Consider the following 20,025-nt stretch of genomic DNA (forward strand, 5'->3'; position numbering starts at 1 on the left):
GACTGAGCAGGAACAACCGGGCCCTTATCGCGCACCGAGGGATGGTGAGTCCGGTGACATCCGTACGCCCACCGCAGGCCGGCCTGCCGGCCGATTCGACACAGAGCGTGACCCCGCCGACGGAGTTGACCGAGGCTTCGGCCGAACGACACCTGGGCGCCATCTGCTTCAAGATCGGGCCCCCCGCTCTGGTCGGGGTGGAGGCGGAGTGGTTCGTCCATGACGGCCGATGTCCCGCCGACCCGGTGGATCCCGCCCGGGTGGCGGCCGCGCTGGCGGTGCTGCCCGTGTCGGCCGACGGCCCGGTGTTCCCGGCGGGCTCGCGGCTGACGTACGAACCCGGCGGGCAGGTCGAGCTGAGCTCCCCGCCCGCCGCCGATCCGGCCGCCTGCGCGGCTGGGCTGAGCGCCGACCAGGCGGTGCTGCGGGCGGCGCTGGCCGCCGAAGGGCTGCGGCTGACCGGCAGCGGCACCGATCCGCTGGACCGCGAGCGCCGGATGCAGGCCACCCATCCGCGGTACCGGGCGATGGAACGTTACTTCGGCCGCGGCGGCCCGTGGGGCCGGATCATGATGACGGGAACCGCCTCCGTGCAGGTGTGCGTGGACGCGGGCACCGAGCAGAGCTACGTGGACCGCTGGCGGCTGGCCCACCTGCTCGGGCCGGTGCTGGTCGGCGCGTTCGCCAACTCGCCGCTGCTGGAGGGCCGTCCGACGGGCTGGAAGTCGACGAGGCAGCTGGTCTGGTCGCGGATGGACCCGTCCCGCACGCTGGCTCCGCCGCCGCTGGCCGATCCGCGCGAGGCGTGGACCCGGTACGTGCTGGACGCCACGGTGCTGTGCGTGCGCCGCCCGGAGGGTCTGCCGTGGGACGCGCCGGCGGGGCTGTCGTTCCGCGACTGGCTGCGCGGCGGCGGTGAGCGGGGCGCCGTACTGGCCGACCTGGACTACCACCGCACCACGCTGTTCCCGCCGGTCCGCCCGCGCGGCCACCTGGAGCTGCGGATGATCGACGCCCAGCCGGGCGAGGGGTGGCGGGTGCCGCTGGCGCTGGTCTCCGCGCTGATGGACGACCCGTCGGCCGCCGAGGAGGCCCGGGCCGCGCTGGAGCGCCTCGGCCATGCCGGTTCCCGCGCGCCCCGGTCGGGCCTGTGGCGGCGCGCGGCCGCGCTCGGCATGGCGGACCCGGAGCTGCGCAGGGCCGCGCTGGCCTGTTTCTCGGCCGCCGAGCGGGCGCTCGCCCGCCGGGACGGCGTGCTGCGGCCGGCGCTGGTGGAGTTCGCCGAACGCTACCCGGCCCGGGGCCGCTGCCCCGCCGACGACCAGTTGGCCGCGCTGCGCACCGGCGCGGGCCCGGCCCTGCAGGAGGACGCACCGTGCTGATCACCGAGGACGACGCCCGCACCGCCCCGTTCGACGACCGCGGCGGCCTCCTGCCGGCCGAGCCGCCCGCCGATCCGCTCGGCCGCCCGACGACCCGCCCGGAGGAGGACGTCCCGTGCTGAACGCCGACCGCACCGATCCCGCGGTGCTGCGGGAGCTGATCGCGACCGAGCTGCTGGCCGCCCGGGAGCGCACGGGGCAGCTCACTGGGGCCGTGGACGACGCCGATCTGGTCGCGCAGCATTCGCCGTTGATGTCGCCGCTGGTCTGGGACCTGGCGCACATCGGCAACCAGGAGGAGCTGTGGCTGCTGCGCAACGTCGGCGGCCGCGACCCGATGCATCCGGAGATCGACCCGCTGTACGACGCGTTCGAGCACCCGCGGGCGGAGCGCCCGAGGCTCCCGCTGCTGCCGCCGGACGAGGCCCGGGCGTACGCGTACGAGGTGCGCGGGCGGGTGCTGGACCTGTTGGCCGCCTCGCCGCTGGAGGGGGCGCCGCTGCTGGACGCCGGGTTCGCGTTCGGGATGATCGCGCAGCACGAGCAGCAGCACGACGAGACGATGCTGATCACCCATCAGCTGCGGCAGGGCCCGGCCGTGCTGGACGCGCCGCCGCCGCCCGCGGCGGGCGGCCCGGTGGCGCCCGAAGTGCTGGTTCCCGCCGGGCCGTTCACCATGGGCACGGACACCGAGCCGTGGGCGCTGGACAACGAGCGGCCCGCCCACTCGGTGGATCTGCCGGCGTTCTGGCTGGACACGGTGCCGGTCTCCAACGCCGCGTACCAGGAGTTCATCGCCGACGGCGGCTACCGCGACCCGCGCTGGTGGACGCCGGCCGGCTGGGAGCACCGGACGGCCGCGGGCCTGACCGCGCCGCTGTTCTGGACCCGGGAGGGCGGCCAGTGGCTGCGCCGCCGGTTCGGGCAGGTGGAGCCGGTGCCGCCGGACGAGCCCGTGCTGCACGTCAGTTGGTACGAGGCGGACGCGTACGCCCGGTGGGCGGGCCGGCGGCTGCCGACCGAGGCGGAGTGGGAGAAGGCGGCCCGGCACGACCCGGTCTCGGGCCGCTCCCGGCGCTTCCCGTGGGGCGACGAGCCGCCCGGCCCGGAGCACGCCAACCTCGGCCAGCGGCACCTGCGCCCGGCCCCGGTCGGCGCCTACCCGGCGGGCGAGTCGCCGTGCGGGGCACGGCAGTTGATCGGTGACGTGTGGGAGTGGACGAGCAGCGACTTCACCGGCTACCCGGGGTTCCGGGCGTGGCCGTACCGGGAGTACTCGGAGGTGTTCTTCGGGCCCGAGTACAAGGTGCTGCGGGGCGGCTCGTTCGCGGTCGCGCCGGTCGCCTGCCGGGGCACGTTCCGCAACTGGGACTATCCGGTCCGGCGGCAGATCTTCTCCGGCTTCCGGACCGCGAGGGATGTCGGGGTCGATGCCTGATGTGTCGTCACTTCGCTTATCTGGGGCGGCCGGTGGCGCTGCGGTCGGTGCTGCTCGATCCGCCGTTCGGGCCGCTGCGGCAGTCCTGGGCACCCCGACTGCAGCGCCACGGCACCGTCAACGTGGACGGCTACGGGGTGGGTTGGTACGCGGAGGGCGACGAGCGGCCGGCCCGCTACCGGCGGGAGGGGCCGATCTGGGCGGACGGCGACCTGGTGGACCTGGCCCGGGTGGTGCGGTCGCACGCGGTGCTGGGCGCGGTCCGCTCGGCGACTCCGGGCTGTGCGCCCGGTTCGCAGGCGGTCGCGCCGTTCGGCGCCGGGCGCTGGCTGTTCAGCCACAACGGGGCGCTGCCGGGCTGGCCGCGCGCCTTCGAGCCGCTGGCCGAACTGCTGCCGGTGTCGGAACTGTTGGAGATCGAGTCGCGCACCGATTCGGCGCTGCTGTGGGCGGTGGTGCTGAACCGGCTGCGGGCGGGCGTCGAGCTGGGCGCGGCGCTGTCCGAAGTGTGCCTGCTGGCCGCCGGCCTGGCCGATGCCCGGTTGAACCTGCTGGTGACCGACGGCAGTTCGCTGGCGGCGACGGCCTGGGGCGACACGCTGTTCCAGCGGCGGGACGCGGACGGTTCGCTGCTGGTGGCGTCCGAGCCGTTCGACGACGGGCCGGACTGGTCCGAAGTCCCCGACCGCACCCTGCTGGTGGCCGACGCGGCCGGCAGCACGCTGACCCCGCTGGCCCCGATCGGGCCGCGCACCCGAGAGGACGCAAAGCAGTGACCGGATACCGGCTGACCCGCCTGCTGCCCGCCGACCACCTGCACCACGCGCTGCGCGCCGATGCGCGCTCGGGTCTGGGCGGCCAGCCGAAACGGCTGCCGCCGAAGTGGTTCTACGACGCCCGGGGCTCCGAGCTGTTCGAGGAGATCACCCGGCTGCCCGAGTACTACCCGACCCGGGCGGAGCGGGAGATCCTGACGGCGCGGGCCGGGGAGATCGCGGCCGCGACCGGGGCGCGCACGCTCGTCGAGCTCGGCTCGGGCTCCTCGGAGAAGACCCGGCTGCTGCTGGACGCGCTGCGCGATCAGGGCACCCTGGAGCGGTACGTGCCGGTGGACGTCAGCGAGAGCGCGCTGGAGTCGGCGGGGCGGGCGCTGATCGCCGAGTACCCGGGGCTGGAGGTCTCGGCGGTGCTGTCGGACTTCACCGCCGGGCTGGGGCTGCCGGAGGGCGGCGGGCCGCGGCTGGTGGCGTTCCTCGGCGGCACGCTGGGCAACCTGCTGCCGGCCGAGCGGGCCGCGTTCCTGTCCGGGCTGCGCGCCCAACTGCTGCCGGGGGACGCGCTGTTGCTGGGCACGGACCTGGTGAAGGACCCGGAGGTGCTGGTCGCGGCGTACGACGACGCGGCGGGGGTGACGGCCGCGTTCAACCGGAACGTGCTGTCGGTGCTGAACCGGGAGTTGGACGCGGACTTCGACCCGGGGCAGTTCGCGCACGTCGCGCTCTGGGACGCGGAGCAGGAGTGGATCGAGATGCGGCTGCGTTCGCTGCGGCCGCAGAGCGTGAAGGTCGCCGAGCTGGGTCTCGCGGTGCACTTCGAGGAGGGCGAGGAGCTGTACACGGAGGTGTCGGCGAAGTTCCGGCGGGAGCGGGTGGAGCGTGAACTGTTCGCCGCGGGGCTGCGGTTGACCGACTGGTGGACGGACGAGGAGGGCCGGTTCGGGCTGTCGCTGTCCCGGCCGATGGCGGACGCGTCGGACTGACCGGGAGCGACGGAGCCGCCCGCCGGCGGTAATTCGCTGGCGGGCGGCCCTTCGGGTCCGGACAATGCCCGGGTGCAGAACACTGAACAGCGGACGGCGACCGTCCTGATCGCTCGGCAGGGTGAACTCCTCGGCGCGGTGGGGCCTTTCACGGCCTCCTCGCCGTACTGGGCGCAGGTCGGGGAGGTGGTGCGGGCGGCGTCCGAGGCGGCCGGGGTGCCGGTGGCGCTGTTGCGGATGCTGTCCGTGACCGGCGGGGAGACCGGCAGTTGCGGGGACGTGGTGTACCTGGCGGAGGCGCTGGAGCGTCCCGCCGAACTGCCGGCCGCCGTGCCGGGCGCGCCGGCCGTGCCGCGGGACGGGCACCCGCTGCGGCTGCCGTGGGCGTCGGCCGACGGGCTGCGGGCGGAATGGGCCTGGGCGGACGGCGAGTTGGCGGCGCTCGGGCGGCCGCGGAGCGGTCCGGTGGAGCAGGTGCGCAGTTGGAACCTGTCGGCGCTGTCCCGGTTCCCGACCGCTTCGGGCCCCGTCTGGTTGAAGAGCACCCCGCCGTTCGCGGTGGCGGAGGCCGAGGTGATCGCCCGGGTCGGGGAGGCCGATCCGGGGCTGGTGCCGCGGGTGCTGGCGGCGGACGGGCGACGGATGCTGCTGGACGACGTGCCGGGCGTGGACTGCTGGGGCCTGCCGGAGGACGGGATGCTGGGCGTCCTCGACCGGTGGGCGGCGGTGCAGGCGGCGACCGCCGCGGACGGGCCGGGCGGGTTGACGGACCGTTCGCCGGCGGCGCTGGCCTCGCTGTTCCCGGAGCTGGTGGAGCGGCTGCGGCCGGAGCTGACCGCCGAGGAGTACGGGCGGGCGCTGTCGCTGGCCGGCCGGCTGCCCGAGCTGGCCGGCGAACTCGCCGACTGCGGGCTGCCGTTGACGCTGGTGCACGGCGACTTCCACCCGGGCAACTGGCGCTGGGACGGGGAGCGCGCCGTGGTGCTGGACTTCTCCGACGCGGTGTGGAGCCACCCGGCCCTGGACGGTCTGCGTCCGGCCCCGTTCCTCTCGCCCGAGCGCGGTGCCGAGGTCCGCGCCCGCTGGGCCGCGGCCTGGCAGGCGCTCGTCCCGGGCTGCGACCCGCTGCGGGCGCTGCAGCCCGCCGCGCCGCTGATGCACGTTCACTTCGCGGTGCGCTACCAGGAGTTCCTGGACGGCATCGAGCCCAGCGAGCGGCCGTACCACGCGGGCGATCCGGTGGCCGAGCTGCGGCGGGCGCTGCGGAAGGCCGACCCGGAGTCGTGAGCGGCCCCGGAACGGGCCGGGAGCTGTACCACGCGCTGATGGCGGCGGGCGCGGCCGGGCGGGAGCTGGAGGCGTGGGCGGCGCGGGAGCTGCCCGCCTACCCGGTCCAGCTGGCCCCGGCGTCCTCGTACCGCGCGTTCACGGGCCTCTCGGCGGTCGAGCAGGACGCGCTGGAGACCGAGTTGTACGCGCTGAGCCGGGTGGCGGACGTGCTGTGCCTGGAGTTCCAGCCACCGTACGGCGGCGGGCCGGTGCGGGACGGGACGCGGATGGGGGTGGGGCGGGAGGAGTACCTCGGGTTCTTCGCCCGGCTGGGGATGGCGGAGGTCGGCGCGGGCGGGGGTTTCGACCCGTTCCTGCACGAGATCGCCGAGCTGGTTCCTGCGGAGGATCCCGACGCGCCGATCGAGCTGCTGGACGTCCTGTGGCCGGGACTGCTCCTCGGTGAGCTGCTGTTCACTCGCGCGGGTGTGCGGGTGCGGGCGGGCGCCCGGGTGGCGGAGCCGGGCTGGGCGGACCGTTCGCCGATGTACTGGGCGTTCCGGCGGCGCGGCCGCCGGCCGGTCGACCTGTCCCACGGCTGGGGCTCCAACTCGCAGTGGCGCACCGGCCACCGGATGGACTTCCGGACCGCTGACGGCGACCGGTGGAACGTGGTCCGGCACGCCGAGCGGGTGTCGGACCACTGTGCCGGTCACCACCGGCTGACGCCCGCGGAGGCCGATGAGCTCGTGCGGCACCGCTGCCTGCTGCGCCGCCCGGTGGGTCGACCGGAGCTGATCGCGGATTCCCGGGTCGCGGCGGACCTGTGGCCGTACCGGTGGTCGCTGCCGGAGCCCGCGGCGTGCGCACCGGGGTGCGGCGGCCACGGCGCGCCCGCGGACGGCTGACGCCCGGGCAGGTCTCGGGCGCTCCCTGGATGACGTCGGGTCAGGGAGCGTCCGGCAGGTCGTGGGAGAAGACGGCGATGCCGACGCCGACGACCGCGAAGAGCAGGCCGACGACGGCGAAGACCGCGAGGACCCCGATCACCAGCGCGAGGACGATGCGGCGGGCCGGGCCCTCGGGCACGACGGGGAGCGCCCCGCCGGGGTTCTCGGGGAGGTAGCGGACGGTGACGCGGTCGCCGACGACCCGTGGCACTCCGCTGGGGTCGCCGACGCGGACGTCCTCGCCGTCGGCGGTGCGGAAGCCGAGGACGACGTGGCGTCGGCTGCCGACGGTGACCGAGTGGGCGCGGTCCTCGTGGTGGTGATGGTGGGTCACGTGGGCTTCCAGCACCTCCGCCTCGGCGAGCAGGCCGGTGGTGCGGACGCGGTTGCGGCGCGAGTTCCAGCGGAGCAGCAGCACGATCGGCGTGGTGCCCAGTGCCGCGACCAGCAGGCCGACGAGCGCGAAGACGATGCCGAAGGCCGTGCCGAAAGTCTGTCCTGCGTTCATCCGTCCCCCGGTGGTGTTGCAGTGCGCCGCATTGCAGGGCCTGCCGCTCGCAGTGTGTGACGGTCGGTCAGAACCAGGCTTCCGGGTCGGTCGGTCCGGTCGGCAGTCTCGGCCGTCTCGGCCGGCCGGGCAGTCTCGGCGGGTCGGCGCGCAGGGCCAGCAGGCCGACGACGGTGGCCGCGCAGCCGGCTCCGGCGAAGAGGACCGGGAGGACGAGCGAGGACCGGCGGAGCTGCTCCGGGAGCAGGGCGTGGCCGGGGCGGACCAGCGCGGTGACGGTGTCGCCGGGCGCCAGCCCGTCGGGGGCGGTGCGGAGGTCGTCCAGTGGGACGGCGTCCGGGGCGGCGAGGGTGATGACGGTGGCCGTCTCCCTCGCGTCGTACTCGGCGGTCAGGACGGTGGCCCGGACGCGGGGGGCGTCCGCGAAGTCGCGGCGGGCCTGGATGTTCGGCAGGACGACGAGGATCGCGGCGAGCACGAGCAGCGGCCCGATCAGGGCGAGGAGCTTCTCGCTCAAGGCCGTCATGGCGTCTTCCCTCCCGGGCGTTGCGTCTCCCCGTCGGATGTCGATCATGGCAGAGGGGGCGCGGGCGGTGAAGGGCGGCCCGTCCGGGGCTCTCCAGGAACGCCCGCGCCGGTGCTGCGCTTCGGGCGGGTGCGCAGCGCGGTCAGGCGGCGCGGGCGTTGCGGAGTCTCTGCCAGCGGGACTTGTGGAAGATCGGGTCGACGGCGAGGACGAGGAGGGCGTGCATGGGGTGTTCGGTGTGGCGCGGGCGGAAGAGGCCGACCAGGTCGTCGAGGTAGGACTCGCCGCGGCGGTGGATCTCCCGGTCGGCGACGACCGCCTCCCCGGCGGCGGTGAGCAGGTCGCCGCACCAGAAGAGGAGTTCGGGGCGGGCGGTGACGACGGCCGTGCCGGCGTGTTCGGTGAAGCGCGCGGGGTGGTGTTCGGCGAGGCGGTGGACCGCGTCGGGGCGGTGGCGGGGGCGGGGTGCGGGGGCGGTGACGGTGAGGGGGGTGGCGGTGCGGCGCATCCGGCGGCGGAGGGCGGGCCAGTCGGAGGGGCGCAGGCCGGTGTCCTCGCGGGCGATCAGCAGCGGGAGGGACGGGCTGTCGAACCGGCGGGAGGAGCGCTCCGGATCGTCCGGCGGGGACGGCACGTGCACGGCGGTGTGCGGGCCGGCCGCGGCGATCCGGAACAGTGCGCCGAGGCGGAGCAGGTCCGCGCGGGGCCCGGTGAGGAAGCCGACCTGGGGCGCGGGCGGGTGGAGGTGGGTGTTGCGGAGCATGGCGCCGCTGCTCAGCACCCGGCGGAGCCGCAGCCCGTGGTCGGCGACCCGGTGGTTCGTCAGCCGCAGTCGCATCCGTCCGTCGTTCTCCCCCATCCGGCAAGTACAGCACGCACGGAGCGGGACGCGAACCGGTTTTCGCGGCCGCCCGCGGGGCCTGACGGCGGGTCAGTCGGCCGGCCGGAGGCGCTGGTGGCGGAGGTCGAGGCCGTCGAGGAGGGCTTCGAGGCCGGTTTCGAAGGCGCCTTCGTCGACGGTGCGGCGGTGTTCGGCGAGGCGGTGGGCGTCGGCGAGGCGGGGGTAGTCGGCGGTGTAGAGGGCCGCGTCCTCGGGGAAGCCGGCGGCGAAGGAGCCGAGGGCGGAGCCCGTGATGAAGTAGCGCATCAGGGCGCCGATGCGGGTGGCCTGGCCGCGGGGCCAGCCGGCGTCGACCAGGCAGCCGAAGACGGCGTCGGCCAGGCGCAGGGCGTTGGGGCGGCGGCCGGGGCCCTGGGCGAGGACGGGGACGACGTGGGGGTGGGCGGCGAGGGCGGCGCGGTAGGAGCGGGCCCAGTCGCGCAGGGCGGTGCGCCAGTCGTCCGGCGCGTCGAACATGGTGAGGTCGACCTCGCCCATCACACTGTCGACCACGGCGTCCAGGAGTTCGTCCTTGGTGGCGAAGTGGTTGTAGAGGGACGGGCCGCTGACGGAGAGTTCGGCGGCCAGGCGGCGGGTGGAGAGGGCGGGCAGGCCCTCGGCGTCGACCAGGGCGAGTGCGGCGGCGACGATCCGGTCCCGGCTGAGCAGGGGGGTGCGCGGTCGGGCGATCTCCGCCTCCTCGGGTCGCGGCCGGTGGAACGGCCCATTGTCGCAGGTGCCCCCTTCCGTGCGGGGCGGGGGCGGGCTACAGTCGCCGTAAAACTTGCACCGCTAGTTTAACCGGTATCGCCGAGTCGAGGGGTCGCCGCGTGGACCTGGAGCTGACCGAGGAGCAGGCCGCCGTCCGGGAGTTGGCGGCGGAGTTCACCGACCGGGAGATCGTGCCGTTCGCCGCCGACTGGGACCGTGCGGAGTCGATCGACCTGGGCATCGTCAAGAAGCTCGGCGACCTGGGCTTCCTCGGCCTGACGCTGCCGGAGGAGTACGGCGGCAGCGGCGGCGACCACCTGGCGTACTGCCTGGTGCTGGAGGAGCTGGGACGCGGCGACTCCTCGGTGCGCGGGGTGGTGTCGGTCTCGCTCGGCCTGGTCGGGAAGTCGATCAACGCCTTCGGCACCGAGGAGCAGAAGCGCCGGTGGCTGCCGCGGCTGTGCTCGGGCGAGGCGCTGGCGTGCTTCGCGCTCACCGAGCCCGGCACCGGCTCGGACGCGGCGAACCTGACCACCCGGGCCGTCCGGGACGGCGACGACTGGCTGATCTCCGGCGCGAAGATGTTCATCACCAACGGGACGTGGGCCGACGTGGCGCTGGTGTTCGCCCGCACCGGCGGGCCCGGGCACCGGGGGGTGAGCGCATTCCTGGTGCCCACGGACGCCCCCGGATTCACCCGCACCCTCGTGCACGGCAAGCTCGGCCTGCGCGGCCAGGCGACGGCCGAGATGTCCCTCGACGCCGTGCGGGTGCCGGACAGCGCCCTGCTCGGCGAGGAGGGCAGGGGCTTCACGGTGGCGATGGCCGCGCTCGCCAAGGGCCGGATGTCGGTGGCGGCGGGCTGCGTCGGCATCGCCCGGGCCTGCCTGGAGGCGGCGGTGCGCTACGCCGGGGAGCGCGAGCAGTTCGGCAAGCCGATCGCGCACCACCAGCTGGTGCAGGAGCTGCTGGCCGACATCGCGGTGGACGTGGACGCGGCCCGGCTGCTGACCTGGCGGGTGGCCGACCTGATCGACCGTCGGCTGCCGTTCGCCACGGAGTCGTCGGTGGCGAAGCTGTTCGCCTCCGAGGCCGCGGTGCGCTCCGCGAACAACGCGCTGCAGGTGTTCGGCGGGTACGGCTTCATCGACGAGTACCCGGTCGGCAAGTACCTGCGCGACGCCCGCGTGATGACGCTGTACGAGGGCACCAGCCAGATCCACAAGCTGCTCATCGGGCGTTCCCTCACCGGGGTCAACGCCTTCTGATCGCGGGCCCGGTGCGTCACGAGCGCCCGGGCCGACCGACCGTCACGAACAGGAGCTCGACGAAGTGCTTCCGGTCTACATCGCCGCCGCCCGCCGCACCCCGATCGGCAGGCTGCGCGGCGCGCTGTCCGCCGTCCGGCCCGACGACCTGTCGGCGGCCGTGCTGCGCGGCCTGCTCGACGGGGTGCCGGGCCTGGACCCGGCGCGGATCGACGACGTGTACTGGGGCGCCGCCAACCAGGCCGGCGAGGACAACCGCAACCTGGCCCGGATGGCGGTGCTGCTGGCCGGGCTGCCCGACTCGGTGCCGGGCGCGACCCTCAACCGGCTGTGCGCGTCCGGAATGGAGGCCGTCACCACGGCGGCGCGGGCGATCGGCTCCGGCGAGGCGGACGTGGTGGTGGCGGGCGGCTGCGAGTCGATGAGCCGCGCCCCGTTCGTGCTGCCCCGCCCGGACGAGGCGCTGCCGCACCGGATGGAGACCTTCGACACCCGGCTGGGCTGGCGCCTGACCAACCCGCGGATGCGCGAGCTGCACGGGGTGCTGTCGATGGGCGAGACCGCCGAGGAGGTCGCGGCCCGCTACGGCGTCTCCCGCGAGGCGCAGGACGCGTTCGCGCTGCGCAGCCACCGGCTGGCCGCGCGGGCCCGCGAGGAGGGCCACTTCGACGCCGAGCTGCTGGCCGTCGAGCGCCCGGACGGAGTGCTGGTGGAGCGCGACGAGTCGATCCGCCCCGACACCACCGCGGAGAAGCTGGCCGCGCTGAAGCCGGTGTTCCGGGCGGGCGGCACCGTCACCGCGGGCAACGCCTCGCCGATGAACGACGGTGCGGCGGCGCTGCTGCTGGTCAGCGAACGGGCGCTGGCGGGGCTGGGGTTGGAGCCGCTGGGCCGGTACGTGGCGGGCGCGTCGATGGGCGTGCACCCGGACGTGATGGGCATCGGCCCGGTGCCGGCCACCCGGCGGGTGCTGGAGCGCGGCGGCTGGAAGCTGCAGGACGTGGAGACCGCCGAGTTCAACGAGGCGTTCGCGGCCCAGGCGCTGGCGTCCGTCGGCGAGTTGGGCATCGACCCGGAGCTGGTGAACCCGTCCGGCGGGGCGATCGCGCTGGGCCACCCGCTGGGCTGCTCGGGCGCCCGGATCCTCACCACGCTGCTGCACCGGATGCGCCGCACCGGCGCCCGGCGCGGCCTGGCGACGATGTGCGTGGGCGTCGGCCAGGGCTCCGCGGTGCTGGTCGAGCGGGACTGATCGAGTCATGACGGAACGTCAGGAGGGAACGGCTGTGGGACGGTTCGACGGCAAGGTGGCGGTGGTGACCGGCGCCGCGCAGGGCATCGGTGCGGCGACGGCGCGGCGGCTGGCCGAGGAGGGCGCGGCGGTGGCCGTGGTCGACCTGACGGCGGAGCGCGCCGAGGGGACGGTCAAGGAGATCGCGGCGGCGGGCGGCACCGCCCGCGCGTACGGCTGCGACGTGGCCGACTACGAGGCGGTGGAGGCGGTGTTCGCCGCCGTGGCCGAGGAGTTGGGCGGGGTGCACATCCTGGTGAACAACGCCGGGATCACCCGCGACAACCTGTTCTTCAAGATGCCGAAGAGCGACTGGGACGCGGTGCTGACGGTCAACCTGACCAGCGCCTACAACTGCTCGCACGTGGCGCAGCGGTACTTCGTGCAGCAGAAGTACGGCAAGATCGTGTCGCTCAGCTCGCGGTCCGCGCTGGGCAACCGCGGGCAGGCGAACTACGCGGCGGCGAAGGCCGGCATCCAGGGCCTGACGGCGACGCTGGCGATCGAGCTGGGCCCGTTCAACGTGAACGTGAACGCGGTGGCGCCGGGGTACATCGCGACGTCGATGACGGCGGCGACGGCCGAGCGGGTCGGGTCGACGCCGGAGGAGCACCAGGCGGAGGTGGCGCAGCGCACCCCGCTTCGCCGGGTGGGTCTGCCGGAGGAGGTCGCCTCGGTGGTGGCGTTCCTGGCGAGCGAGGACGCGTCGTACGTGAGCGGTCAGACGCTGTACGTCAACGGCGGCGCGCGGTAGGTGCGTTGCCGCAGGCCGGCGCGGGCTCCTCGGGAGTCCGGGCCGGCCTGCGGCGCGTCACGGGTCGTTTGCGTTCGCGGGTCGTCTGCGTCCACGGGTGCAGGGCGGGTTCACGGGTGCAGGGCGAGTTCGCGGCCCTGCCAGCGGCGGCGCAGCCAGCGGTCGTGGCCGGCGACCACGATCGCGCCGGGGCCGTTGCCGCCGATCGCCTCCTCGAGTTCGTCGCAGAGCACCGGGGAGAGGTGGTTGGTGGGTTCGTCGAGCAGCAGGAGCTGCGGCGGCCGGGCCACCAGCAGGGCGAGGGCGAGGCGGCGGCGCTGGCCGACGGACAGCGCGCCGACGGGCCGGTCGAGGTCGGCGACGGCCAGCAGGCCGAGGTCGGCCAGCGGGACGCGTTCGGCCCGGTCGGGGCCGAGGGCCTGCCGGTAGGTGTCGCGGGCGGTGCGTCCGGGGTGGGCGAAGGCGGTGTCCTGGGTGAGCAGACCGACCGTCAGGCCGGGCCGCCGGTGAACCTGCCCGGTGGCGTCGAGGCGGCCGGCCAGGACGGCGAGCAGGGTGGACTTGCCGGCGCCGTTGCCGCCGGTGATCAGCAGGCGGTCGTCCGCCGCCACCTCCAGTTCGTCCAGGGCGAGCCGGCCCGGCACGCGGAGCCGGCGCAGCGTCACCAGCGGGTCGGGGCAGGGCTCCCCCGGTGCGGTGGCGAGGCCCGCCGGCGGGGCGAAGCGCAACGGGGCGGGCGGCCGCGGGACCTGGCGGCGCTCCAGTTCGGCGAGGCGGCCGGCGGCGTCCCGGACGCGGCGGGAGATCTGCTGCTGCACCCGGCCGGCCCGGTGCCCGTAGCCCATCTTCTCGTTGTCGGTGGGCCCGCGGTCCGGGGCGACCCGGTGCGCGGTCACCTCCACGGAGCGCCGCAGCTCGGCCAACTCCCGCTGCTCCTCGGCGTACTGGCGCTCCCACTGGCGGCGTCGGGCCTGCTTGGCGGACAGGTGGGCGCGGTAGCCGCCGCCGAACCGGACCGGGCCGTCGGCCCCCGGGTCGAGGTCCAGCAGGTCGGTGCAGACGGCGTCGAGGAACGCCCGGTCGTGGCTGGCGACGACCACCGTGCCGGGCAGGGCGCGGAGTTGCTCCTCCAGGAACGCGGCGGCGTCGTCGTCGAGGTGGTTGGTGGGCTCGTCGAGCAGGACCGCGGCGGGCCGCCGGACGAGCAGCGCGGCGAGTGCGAGGCGGCCGCGCTGGCCGCCGGAGAGCGAGTCGAGGGTGCGGCCGGGGCCGGCGGCGGCGAGGCCGAGGCCGTCGAGCAGCAGGGCGGCGCGGCGGTCGGCGTCCCAGGCTTCGCGGTGCCGGGCCTGTTCGAGGCGGGTGCCGTAGGCGGCGAGCAGCGCGGCCTGGCGCGGGTCGCCGTCCGGGAGGGCCGCCAGCTCCGCTCCGAGGCGGTCGAGTTCGGCGAGGTCGGCGCGGGCTTCGCGGAGCGCCTCGGCCATCACGGCGGCGACGGTGGCGGCGGCGTCGAACGGCATCTCCTGGTGCAGGAAGCCGAGGTCGGCGGGCCGGGTGACGTGGCCGGCGTCGGGCTCGTCGGCACCGGCCAGCACCCGCAGCAGGGTGGACTTGCCGCAGCCGTTCTCGCCGATCAGGCCGAGGCGGCGGCCGGGGGCGGCGGTCAGGGACAGGCCGTCGAGGATCCGGCGGCCGCCGAGGATGCGGACCAGGTCGTGGGCGAGCAGGGCGGGTTGGGGCATGGCGGGACTCCGGTGCGGTCGGGGGCGCGGGCCGGGCGGGCGTGCGGGCGCGGACGGGGGCGGTCACCGTACGGACGCCGACGCCCCGGCGGCGGGCCCTGGTCGGGAACGGCGGGCGGCCCGCCCCGGGCGCGGGGCGGGCCGGGCGAGGTCACACCTCGGCGGCGGCCGTCTCGGTGAGGGTGCCGTCGCTCAGCAGCAGGCGGCGCTCGACGCCGATCGCGGCGAGGAACCGCTCGTCGTGGCTGACCACCAGGAACGCGCCCCTGTAGGCGTTCAGGGCGCTCTCCAACTGGCCGACGCCGACCAGGTCCAGGTTGTTGGTGGGCTCGTCGAGCAGCAGGAGTTGCGGGGCGGGTTCGGCGCACAGCACGCAGGCCAGGGTGGCGCGCAGCCGCTCGCCGCCGGACAGCACCCGGACCGGGAGGTGGGCGCGGGCGCCGCGGAACAGGAACCGGGCGAGCAGGTTCATCCGCTCGGCCTCCGGGCGCTCCGGTGCGAACCGGGCGAAGTTCTCGGCGACGGTGCGGTCGCCGTCCAGCAGGTCGAGGCGCTGCGACAGGTAGGCGATCCGGCCGTCGCCGCGCCGCAGTTCGCCGCTGTGCGGGGCGAGCGCGCCGGTGATCAACCGCATCAGGGTGGTCTTCCCGGCGCCGTTGGAGCCGGTCAGGGCGATCCGCTCGGGGCCGCGGACCGTCAGGTCGACGCCGCCGGGGGCGAACACGTCGGCGCCGTCGAGCCGCGCCTGCAGGCCCTGGCCGAGGAACAGGGTGCGGCCGGCCGGGACCCGGGTGTCGGGCAGTTCCACGCTGAGGCGCTGCTCCTCGCGGACGGCGCGGCCGGCCTCGTCGAGGCGGGCCCTGGCCTCGTCGACGCGGGCGGCGTGCACCTGCCCGGAGCGGCCGGCGGACTCCTGCGCGCCGCGCTTCATGGTGCCGGCGAAGATCTTCGGCAGGCCGGCGTTCTTCAGGTTCTTCTGGGCGTTGCTGGCCCGCCGGTCGGCGCGCTCGCGGGCCTGCTGGAGTTCCCGCTTCTCCCGCTTGAGGTTCTGCTCGGCGTTGCGGACGTTGCGCTCGGCGACTTCCCGCTCGGCCCGGACGGCCTCCTCGTAGGCGGTGAAGTCGCCGCCGTACAGCCGGAGTTCGCCGTTGCCGAGTTCGGCGATGCGGTCCATCCGGTCGAGCAGGGCGCGGTCGTGGCTGACCAGCAGCAGACAGCCGTTGAACTCCGACAGCACGTCGTAGAGCCGGTGCCGGGCCGCCAGGTCGAGGTTGTTGGTGGGCTCGTCGAGCAGCAGCACGTCGGGGCGGCGCAGCAGTTGGGCGGCGAGGCCGAGCGAGATCACCTGGCCGCCGCTGAGCGTGTGCAGGTGGCGGTCGAGGGCGAGGTGGCCGAGGCCGAGGCGGTCGAGCTGGGCGCGGGTGCGCTCCTCGACGTCCCAGTCGTCGCCGATGGTGGCGAAGTGCTCCTCGGCGACGTCGCCGGACTCGACGGCGTCCAGCGCGCGGATCACCTCGGCGATGCCGAGCACCTCGGCGACCGTGAGGTCTCCGGTGAGCGGCAGGGTCTGCGGGAGGTGGCCGAGGGTGCCGGAGACCGTCACGGAGCCCGCGGTGGGCTTGAGTTCGCCGGCGATCAGCCGGAGCAGGGTGGACTTGCCGGAGCCGTTCGGGGCGACCAGGCCGGTGCGGCCGGGCGGCACGCTGAACGACAGGTCGCGGAAGACCGGGGTGTCGTCCGGCCAGGAGAAGGACAGGTTGGAGCAGACGACGGAGGCGTCGGACATCGTGATGGGACCTCGAGAACGCGGTCGGGGCAGGACAGGGCCACTGCCCCGAGGGAACGGACGGAAAAGGGGTCGACGAAACGGACCACTCCGCGCGGCGCCTGTGCGCCGGCCCGGTGGCCGTCAGCTCCGGATCTCACCCGGAGATGTCGTCGTCACCCGCCACGTTTCGTCCCTCTTCTCGCCGCGCGTGCTGCTCGCACGCCACGCGTACCACTGGTGTCGCCGCGAGTATAGCTCCTCCCCGCACCGGAAGTCGCACCGTTTTTCGGGGTGTCGCGCGGGGCGGCCGCGGCCGCTGCGCCGCCCGGGGGGCGCGCCGGGGCGGCCCGGCGGTGCGGGGGCGCCGGGCGGGCGCGGGTGGCTACCGTGGCCCCGGGCCATCGGACCGCGACCGCAGGGAGCACGGCATGGGCGCAGACGACCGCCGGGAGCGGTTCGACCGGGGCATGGAGGTGCTCGCCCGGATCGACGGCGAGGCGGGCGAGCGGGTGGTGGCGGCGCTGTCGGACGTCTCGCCCGAGCTGGCGCACCAGATCGCCGCCTGGGGGTTCGCCGAGATCTACTCCCGTCCGCAACTGGCGCCGCGGGACCGGCAGCTGGTCACGCTGGGCATGCTCACCGCGCTCGGCGACTGCGAGCCCGAGCTGGAGGTGCACGTGAACGCGGCGCTGAACGTCGGCCTGACGCCGCAGCAGATCGTCGAGGCCCTGCTGCACGCCGCCGCGTACTGCGGGTTCCCGCGGGCGATCAACGCCACGCTCGCCGCGAAGCGGGTGTTCGCCGAGCGCGGCCTGCTGCCCGTCCGCGACGAGTGAACGCGCCGGCCTGCGGGTAGCCTGGGCGGCCCGACCGCGTCGCCGCCACCCGAGGGGAGTCGCCTGATGTCCGAACAGGACGCGGAGCGCTGGGAGTTCACCGACCGTCCGGCCGGCTCCGGAGTGCCGGCCGGGCCGGACGGCGATGCCGTCGCCGAGTTGCGGCGGCGGATCGCCGGTGGCCGGGGCGAGACCTGGCTGCGCAGTTCGCGCGGGCGGGAGCTGGCGGTGGTGTCCAACGGCGAGCGGGCGATGGTGATGCTGCTGGACGGGCCGGGCGATCCGGGCGGGCACGCCGTCGATCCGGGCGAGGACGGCTGGAGCGAGGGCTTCCTGCTCGCGGGCGGGCAGGAGGACGCGTACCCGGACGCGGACACCGTCCCGCTCGGCCGGGCGCTGGAGCTGGTCCGCTGCCTGCTGGAGACCGGCGCCCCGCCGCCGGACGCGCCGTGGTCGGTGGACCGCTGACACCGGTGCCACTGCCGACACCGGTGCACGGCCCGACGCCGTTTCGGCCCGTGCACCGTCGAGGGCCCGTCAGCCGGCCGCCGCCTGCGCCTTTCTGGTGGCGAGTTGCTGCAGGTAGCGCTCGGAGGCGCGGAGCTTGCGGTTGTCGGGGCCGGGCAGGTGGGCCCGGAGTTCGATGATGTCGGGGGCGATCCTTATCGCCTCGGCCGGGTCCTTGACGGCGCGCCAGCAGGCCTCGGCGTTGGTGGCGGCGCGCTGGGTCTCGGGGTGGTCGGGGCCCTCGGTCTGCAGCAGCGCGGTGGCCACCTGCCGGTACAACTCGGCGGCCAGCACCGGCAGTCCGGCGACCCGGGAGACGTGCGCGCGGACCTGCCGGACCTGGAGCACCACGGGGGCGAGGGTGCCGTGCGCGGCGACGGCCTTGTCCTCCAGCGCGAGGGCGAGCCGGGCGGCGGTGCCGTGGTCGCCCGCCTCGGCGCTGCGGACGATCTCGCCGATCGCCTCCAGGTAGTCCGTCGGCGGCGCCTGCTCGGCGGTGGGCGGCGCCGACGGCCCGCCGGCCGTCCTCGCCAGGGGGACGGTCGCGGCCGACGGGTCGGGGTGGGCGGCGGGCCGCGGCGGGTCGAGCGGCACGGTCGCCGCCAGCGGGTCGTGCTGCGGCGCGGCCTTGTCGAGCGGCACGGTCGGGGCCGTCGCGCCCGGGTCCGGCAGCGGCAGGGTGGTGGCCGGTGCGTCCGGGCCGGGCAGCGGAACGGTGGCGGCCAGCGGGTCGAACCAGGGCCGCTGGGCGGCCGGTTCGGACCCCGGGTCACCCGTCGTCGGGGAGCCCTTCGCCATCGCGCCCTTCGCCATGTCGACCGTCGCCGTGCCGACCGCCGCCGTGCCGGTCCCGCCGGCTTCCGCCGCCGCGAAGTCCACGGCGGGCGGAGAGGCCGGTGCGGGCGCGGACTTGGCGAGTTCGACGGCCGGTGCGGCGGCCGCGGCGGGGAGGTCCTTGCCGAGTCGGACGGTGGGTGCGGCGGGGAGGTCCTTGCCGAGCTCGACCGGCGCGAGGTCCGCCGGGACCATCGGCACGCCGCGCACCAGGGAGACGATCATCGGGCGGCGGGCGGGCGTGGCGGGGACGCCGGCCTTGCGCAGGGAGACCAGCACGCGCGGCGTCCAGCCGGGGGCGAGCCGGGGCCGGGCCGGTTCTGCGGGGCGCGAAGCGGGCGGGGCGGGCGGCGCGGCGGGGCGGGCGGCGGGCTCGGCGGGGCCCGCGGGGCCGATCTGCCGGGCGGTGTTGCGGAACCACGGCCGGTCGCCGGGGTGCGAGGTGATCACCACCGTGTCGGAGCGCAGCACCGAGTTGACCTGCTGGCGCACCAGTTCGGGGCTGAGCAGCTGGTCCGCGCCGGGGCGGCCGCGGTGCAGGGTCTCGATCAGCGCGCGGGTGAAGGTGCCGAGCTGGTCGGGGTCGTGGTTGACCACGGCCCACAGCGGGATGCCTTCGGACAGCTGCTGGCCCGAGGTGGCGGCGAGTTGCGGCCACAGCACCTGGTCGGCGCTCAGGTCGGCGATCACCAGGGTGTCGAGTTCGGTGCCGCGGTGCCGCAGTTCGGTGGCCACGGCGGACCACGGCAGGCTCTCGGCGGCCTTGTTCTCCCGCAGCGACAGGTACATCTGGTCGCCGCGCCGGTCGGTGACCAGGTGGCCGCCGAGGTGGATCAGCAGGGGCCCGGGGTGGCGGGCGGCGGCGCGCAGGTGGGCGAGCACGGTCTGCGGGTCGTTGGCGCCGGGCAGGTGGACGGCGTCGACCTGGTCGGCGGAGAGCAGGATCTGCGGGGCGACGCCGGCCAGGGCGGCGGACAGCACGGAGGCGTGCGCGGTGCCGCCGCGGCCCCAGCGGCGGCCGCCGCCGTAGCCGCCCTCGACGACCAGGATGCGGCCGCGCAGGCCGCCGCCGATGCCGCGGGCGGGCGCGGGGGCCGGTGCGGGCGCGGGTGCGGGCGCGGGAGTTGACGACCCGCCGGCCGCCGGGGCGTTCGCGGGCGGGCCGGCCGGGGGGCCGCCCGCCGCCATCTCGGGGGTGATCACCGGGATGACGCCGGTCCAGCCGGTGCTGGGCGCCGTCGGGGGCATCGCGGGCGGCGGCGGGACGGGCGTGCCGCCGGCCGGGGTGGTGGTCGGGGGCGCGACGTTCCGGGTGCCGCCGGGGGTGGCGTCCGCGGGCGCGGGGTTGACGCGCAGGTTGACGGAGGTGGCGAACGGGTCGGCGGTGGGCGGCAGTTCGGCGCCGTGCGAGGGGCCTTGCGGCTGGGTCGGGAGCGGGTACGTCTCGTCCTGGTCCGCCGCCGCCGGCCCGTCCCCGGTCGTCGATGCCACGTCAGCCACCGTCAGGTCACCGCCCCCGTCCGTCGCCCGTGCGACGTCGTGCCCGTTCGCCGTGGTGTCCGGCGCCACATTCCGATCCCGGCCACGATACGTGGTCGGCGGGCG

19 protein-coding genes are annotated in these 20,025 nt (G+C 75.8%); 12 read left to right on the plus strand and 7 right to left on the minus strand.

The window, feature by feature from the left end; all coding sequences use genetic code 11:
- Positions 1-41 precede the first annotated feature (41 nt).
- From egtA to ACFV1L_RS10795, 7 genes are all read left to right on the plus strand, one after another.
- Complete coding sequence (gene egtA / locus ACFV1L_RS10765) at positions 42-1,382, plus strand: ergothioneine biosynthesis glutamate--cysteine ligase EgtA (RefSeq protein WP_380364887.1); 1,341 nt, start codon at positions 42-44, stop codon at positions 1,380-1,382.
- Complete coding sequence (locus ACFV1L_RS10770; RefSeq protein WP_380364888.1) at positions 1,376-1,504, plus strand: hypothetical protein; 129 nt, start codon at positions 1,376-1,378, stop codon at positions 1,502-1,504. The genes egtA and ACFV1L_RS10770 overlap by 7 nt, the downstream gene beginning before the upstream one ends.
- The gene (egtB, locus tag ACFV1L_RS10775) at positions 1,498-2,820 is read left to right on the plus strand and encodes an ergothioneine biosynthesis protein EgtB (RefSeq protein WP_380364889.1); all 1,323 of its coding nucleotides are present in this window, start codon (positions 1,498-1,500) and stop codon (positions 2,818-2,820) included. Before ACFV1L_RS10770 ends, egtB begins: the two co-directional genes overlap by 7 nt.
- On the plus strand, positions 2,820-3,596 hold the full coding sequence (gene egtC / locus ACFV1L_RS10780) for an ergothioneine biosynthesis protein EgtC (RefSeq protein WP_380364890.1): 777 nt from the start codon (positions 2,820-2,822) through the stop codon (positions 3,594-3,596). Before egtB ends, egtC begins: the two co-directional genes overlap by 1 nt.
- A complete protein-coding gene (gene egtD, locus ACFV1L_RS10785; protein WP_380364891.1) occupies positions 3,593-4,579 on the plus strand; it encodes an L-histidine N(alpha)-methyltransferase in 987 nt (328 codons plus the stop codon). The genes egtC and egtD overlap by 4 nt, the downstream gene beginning before the upstream one ends.
- A gap of 72 nt (positions 4,580-4,651) precedes the next feature.
- Positions 4,652-5,866: a phosphotransferase gene (locus ACFV1L_RS10790; protein ID WP_380364892.1), complete on the plus strand. Its 1,215-nt coding sequence runs from the start codon at positions 4,652-4,654 to the stop codon at positions 5,864-5,866.
- Positions 5,863-6,756: a hypothetical protein gene (locus tag ACFV1L_RS10795; RefSeq protein ID WP_380364893.1), complete on the plus strand. Its 894-nt coding sequence runs from the start codon at positions 5,863-5,865 to the stop codon at positions 6,754-6,756. The genes ACFV1L_RS10790 and ACFV1L_RS10795 overlap by 4 nt, the downstream gene beginning before the upstream one ends.
- 40 nt (positions 6,757-6,796) lie before the next feature.
- On the opposite strand, the gene ACFV1L_RS10800 is transcribed toward ACFV1L_RS10795, so the two are convergent.
- From ACFV1L_RS10800 to ACFV1L_RS10815, 4 genes are all read right to left on the minus strand, one after another.
- On the minus strand, positions 6,797-7,306 hold the full coding sequence (locus ACFV1L_RS10800) for a DUF3592 domain-containing protein (RefSeq protein ID WP_380364894.1): 510 nt from the start codon (positions 7,304-7,306) through the stop codon (positions 6,797-6,799).
- Between the two features lie 67 nt (positions 7,307-7,373).
- Complete coding sequence (locus tag ACFV1L_RS10805; RefSeq protein WP_380364895.1) at positions 7,374-7,832, minus strand: hypothetical protein; 459 nt, start codon at positions 7,830-7,832, stop codon at positions 7,374-7,376.
- Positions 7,833-7,974: 142 nt separating this feature from the next.
- The gene (locus ACFV1L_RS10810; protein WP_380364896.1) at positions 7,975-8,691 is read right to left on the minus strand and encodes a hypothetical protein; all 717 of its coding nucleotides are present in this window, start codon (positions 8,689-8,691) and stop codon (positions 7,975-7,977) included.
- A gap of 72 nt (positions 8,692-8,763) precedes the next feature.
- Positions 8,764-9,402 (minus strand): TetR/AcrR family transcriptional regulator, encoded by a 639-nt coding sequence (locus tag ACFV1L_RS10815; protein WP_380365024.1) that lies wholly within the window; start codon positions 9,400-9,402, stop codon positions 8,764-8,766.
- Positions 9,403-9,542: 140 nt separating this feature from the next.
- On the opposite strand from ACFV1L_RS10815, the gene ACFV1L_RS10820 reads away from it, so the two are divergent.
- From ACFV1L_RS10820 to fabG, 3 genes are all read left to right on the plus strand, one after another.
- On the plus strand, positions 9,543-10,691 hold the full coding sequence (locus ACFV1L_RS10820) for an acyl-CoA dehydrogenase family protein (protein ID WP_380364897.1): 1,149 nt from the start codon (positions 9,543-9,545) through the stop codon (positions 10,689-10,691).
- 64 nt (positions 10,692-10,755) lie between these two features.
- The gene (locus ACFV1L_RS10825; RefSeq protein WP_380364898.1) at positions 10,756-11,943 is read left to right on the plus strand and encodes a thiolase family protein; all 1,188 of its coding nucleotides are present in this window, start codon (positions 10,756-10,758) and stop codon (positions 11,941-11,943) included.
- Between the two features lie 34 nt (positions 11,944-11,977).
- Positions 11,978-12,736, plus strand: a complete 759-nt coding sequence (fabG, locus tag ACFV1L_RS10830) for a 3-oxoacyl-ACP reductase FabG (RefSeq protein ID WP_380365025.1) — start codon at positions 11,978-11,980, stop codon at positions 12,734-12,736.
- Between the two features lie 110 nt (positions 12,737-12,846).
- Here the strand turns inward: fabG and ACFV1L_RS10835 are convergent, their stop codons facing one another.
- Entirely contained in the window at positions 12,847-14,475 is a 1,629-nt protein-coding gene (locus ACFV1L_RS10835) for an ABC-F family ATP-binding cassette domain-containing protein (protein ID WP_380364899.1), read from the minus strand.
- A 151-nt stretch (positions 14,476-14,626) separates the two neighbouring features.
- Complete coding sequence (locus tag ACFV1L_RS10840; protein WP_380364900.1) at positions 14,627-16,261, minus strand: ABC-F family ATP-binding cassette domain-containing protein; 1,635 nt, start codon at positions 16,259-16,261, stop codon at positions 14,627-14,629.
- Between the two features lie 410 nt (positions 16,262-16,671).
- On the opposite strand from ACFV1L_RS10840, the gene ACFV1L_RS10845 reads away from it, so the two are divergent.
- Complete coding sequence (locus ACFV1L_RS10845; RefSeq protein WP_380364901.1) at positions 16,672-17,079, plus strand: carboxymuconolactone decarboxylase family protein; 408 nt, start codon at positions 16,672-16,674, stop codon at positions 17,077-17,079.
- A gap of 66 nt (positions 17,080-17,145) precedes the next feature.
- A complete protein-coding gene (locus tag ACFV1L_RS10850) occupies positions 17,146-17,547 on the plus strand; it encodes a hypothetical protein (protein ID WP_380364902.1) in 402 nt (133 codons plus the stop codon).
- Between the two features lie 69 nt (positions 17,548-17,616).
- Here the strand turns inward: ACFV1L_RS10850 and ACFV1L_RS10855 are convergent, their stop codons facing one another.
- A complete protein-coding gene (locus ACFV1L_RS10855; protein WP_380364903.1) occupies positions 17,617-19,911 on the minus strand; it encodes a hypothetical protein in 2,295 nt (764 codons plus the stop codon).
- Positions 19,912-20,025: the final 114 nt, after the last annotated feature.

It is taken from the genome of Kitasatospora sp. NPDC059646, assembly GCF_042734615.1.
Classification (GTDB): Bacteria; Actinomycetota; Actinomycetes; order Streptomycetales; family Streptomycetaceae; genus Kitasatospora.

Excerpts from the sequence above, each read along its gene's own strand:
- egtA (WP_380364887.1), top strand. The coding sequence starts at position 42 with ATGGTGAGTCCGGTGACATCCGTACGCCCACCGCAGGCCGGCCTGCCG.
- egtC (WP_380364890.1), top strand. The coding sequence starts at position 2,820 with ATGTGTCGTCACTTCGCTTATCTGGGGCGGCCGGTGGCGCTGCGGTCG.
- ACFV1L_RS10800 (WP_380364894.1), bottom strand. The coding sequence starts at position 7,306 with ATGAACGCAGGACAGACTTTCGGCACGGCCTTCGGCATCGTCTTCGCG.
- ACFV1L_RS10805 (WP_380364895.1), bottom strand. The coding sequence starts at position 7,832 with ATGACGGCCTTGAGCGAGAAGCTCCTCGCCCTGATCGGGCCGCTGCTC.
- ACFV1L_RS10810 (WP_380364896.1), bottom strand. The coding sequence starts at position 8,691 with ATGGGGGAGAACGACGGACGGATGCGACTGCGGCTGACGAACCACCGG.
- ACFV1L_RS10835 (WP_380364899.1), bottom strand. The coding sequence starts at position 14,475 with ATGCCCCAACCCGCCCTGCTCGCCCACGACCTGGTCCGCATCCTCGGC.
- ACFV1L_RS10840 (WP_380364900.1), bottom strand. The coding sequence starts at position 16,261 with ATGTCCGACGCCTCCGTCGTCTGCTCCAACCTGTCCTTCTCCTGGCCG.
- ACFV1L_RS10845 (WP_380364901.1), top strand. The coding sequence starts at position 16,672 with ATGGGCGCAGACGACCGCCGGGAGCGGTTCGACCGGGGCATGGAGGTG.
- ACFV1L_RS10850 (WP_380364902.1), top strand. The coding sequence starts at position 17,146 with ATGTCCGAACAGGACGCGGAGCGCTGGGAGTTCACCGACCGTCCGGCC.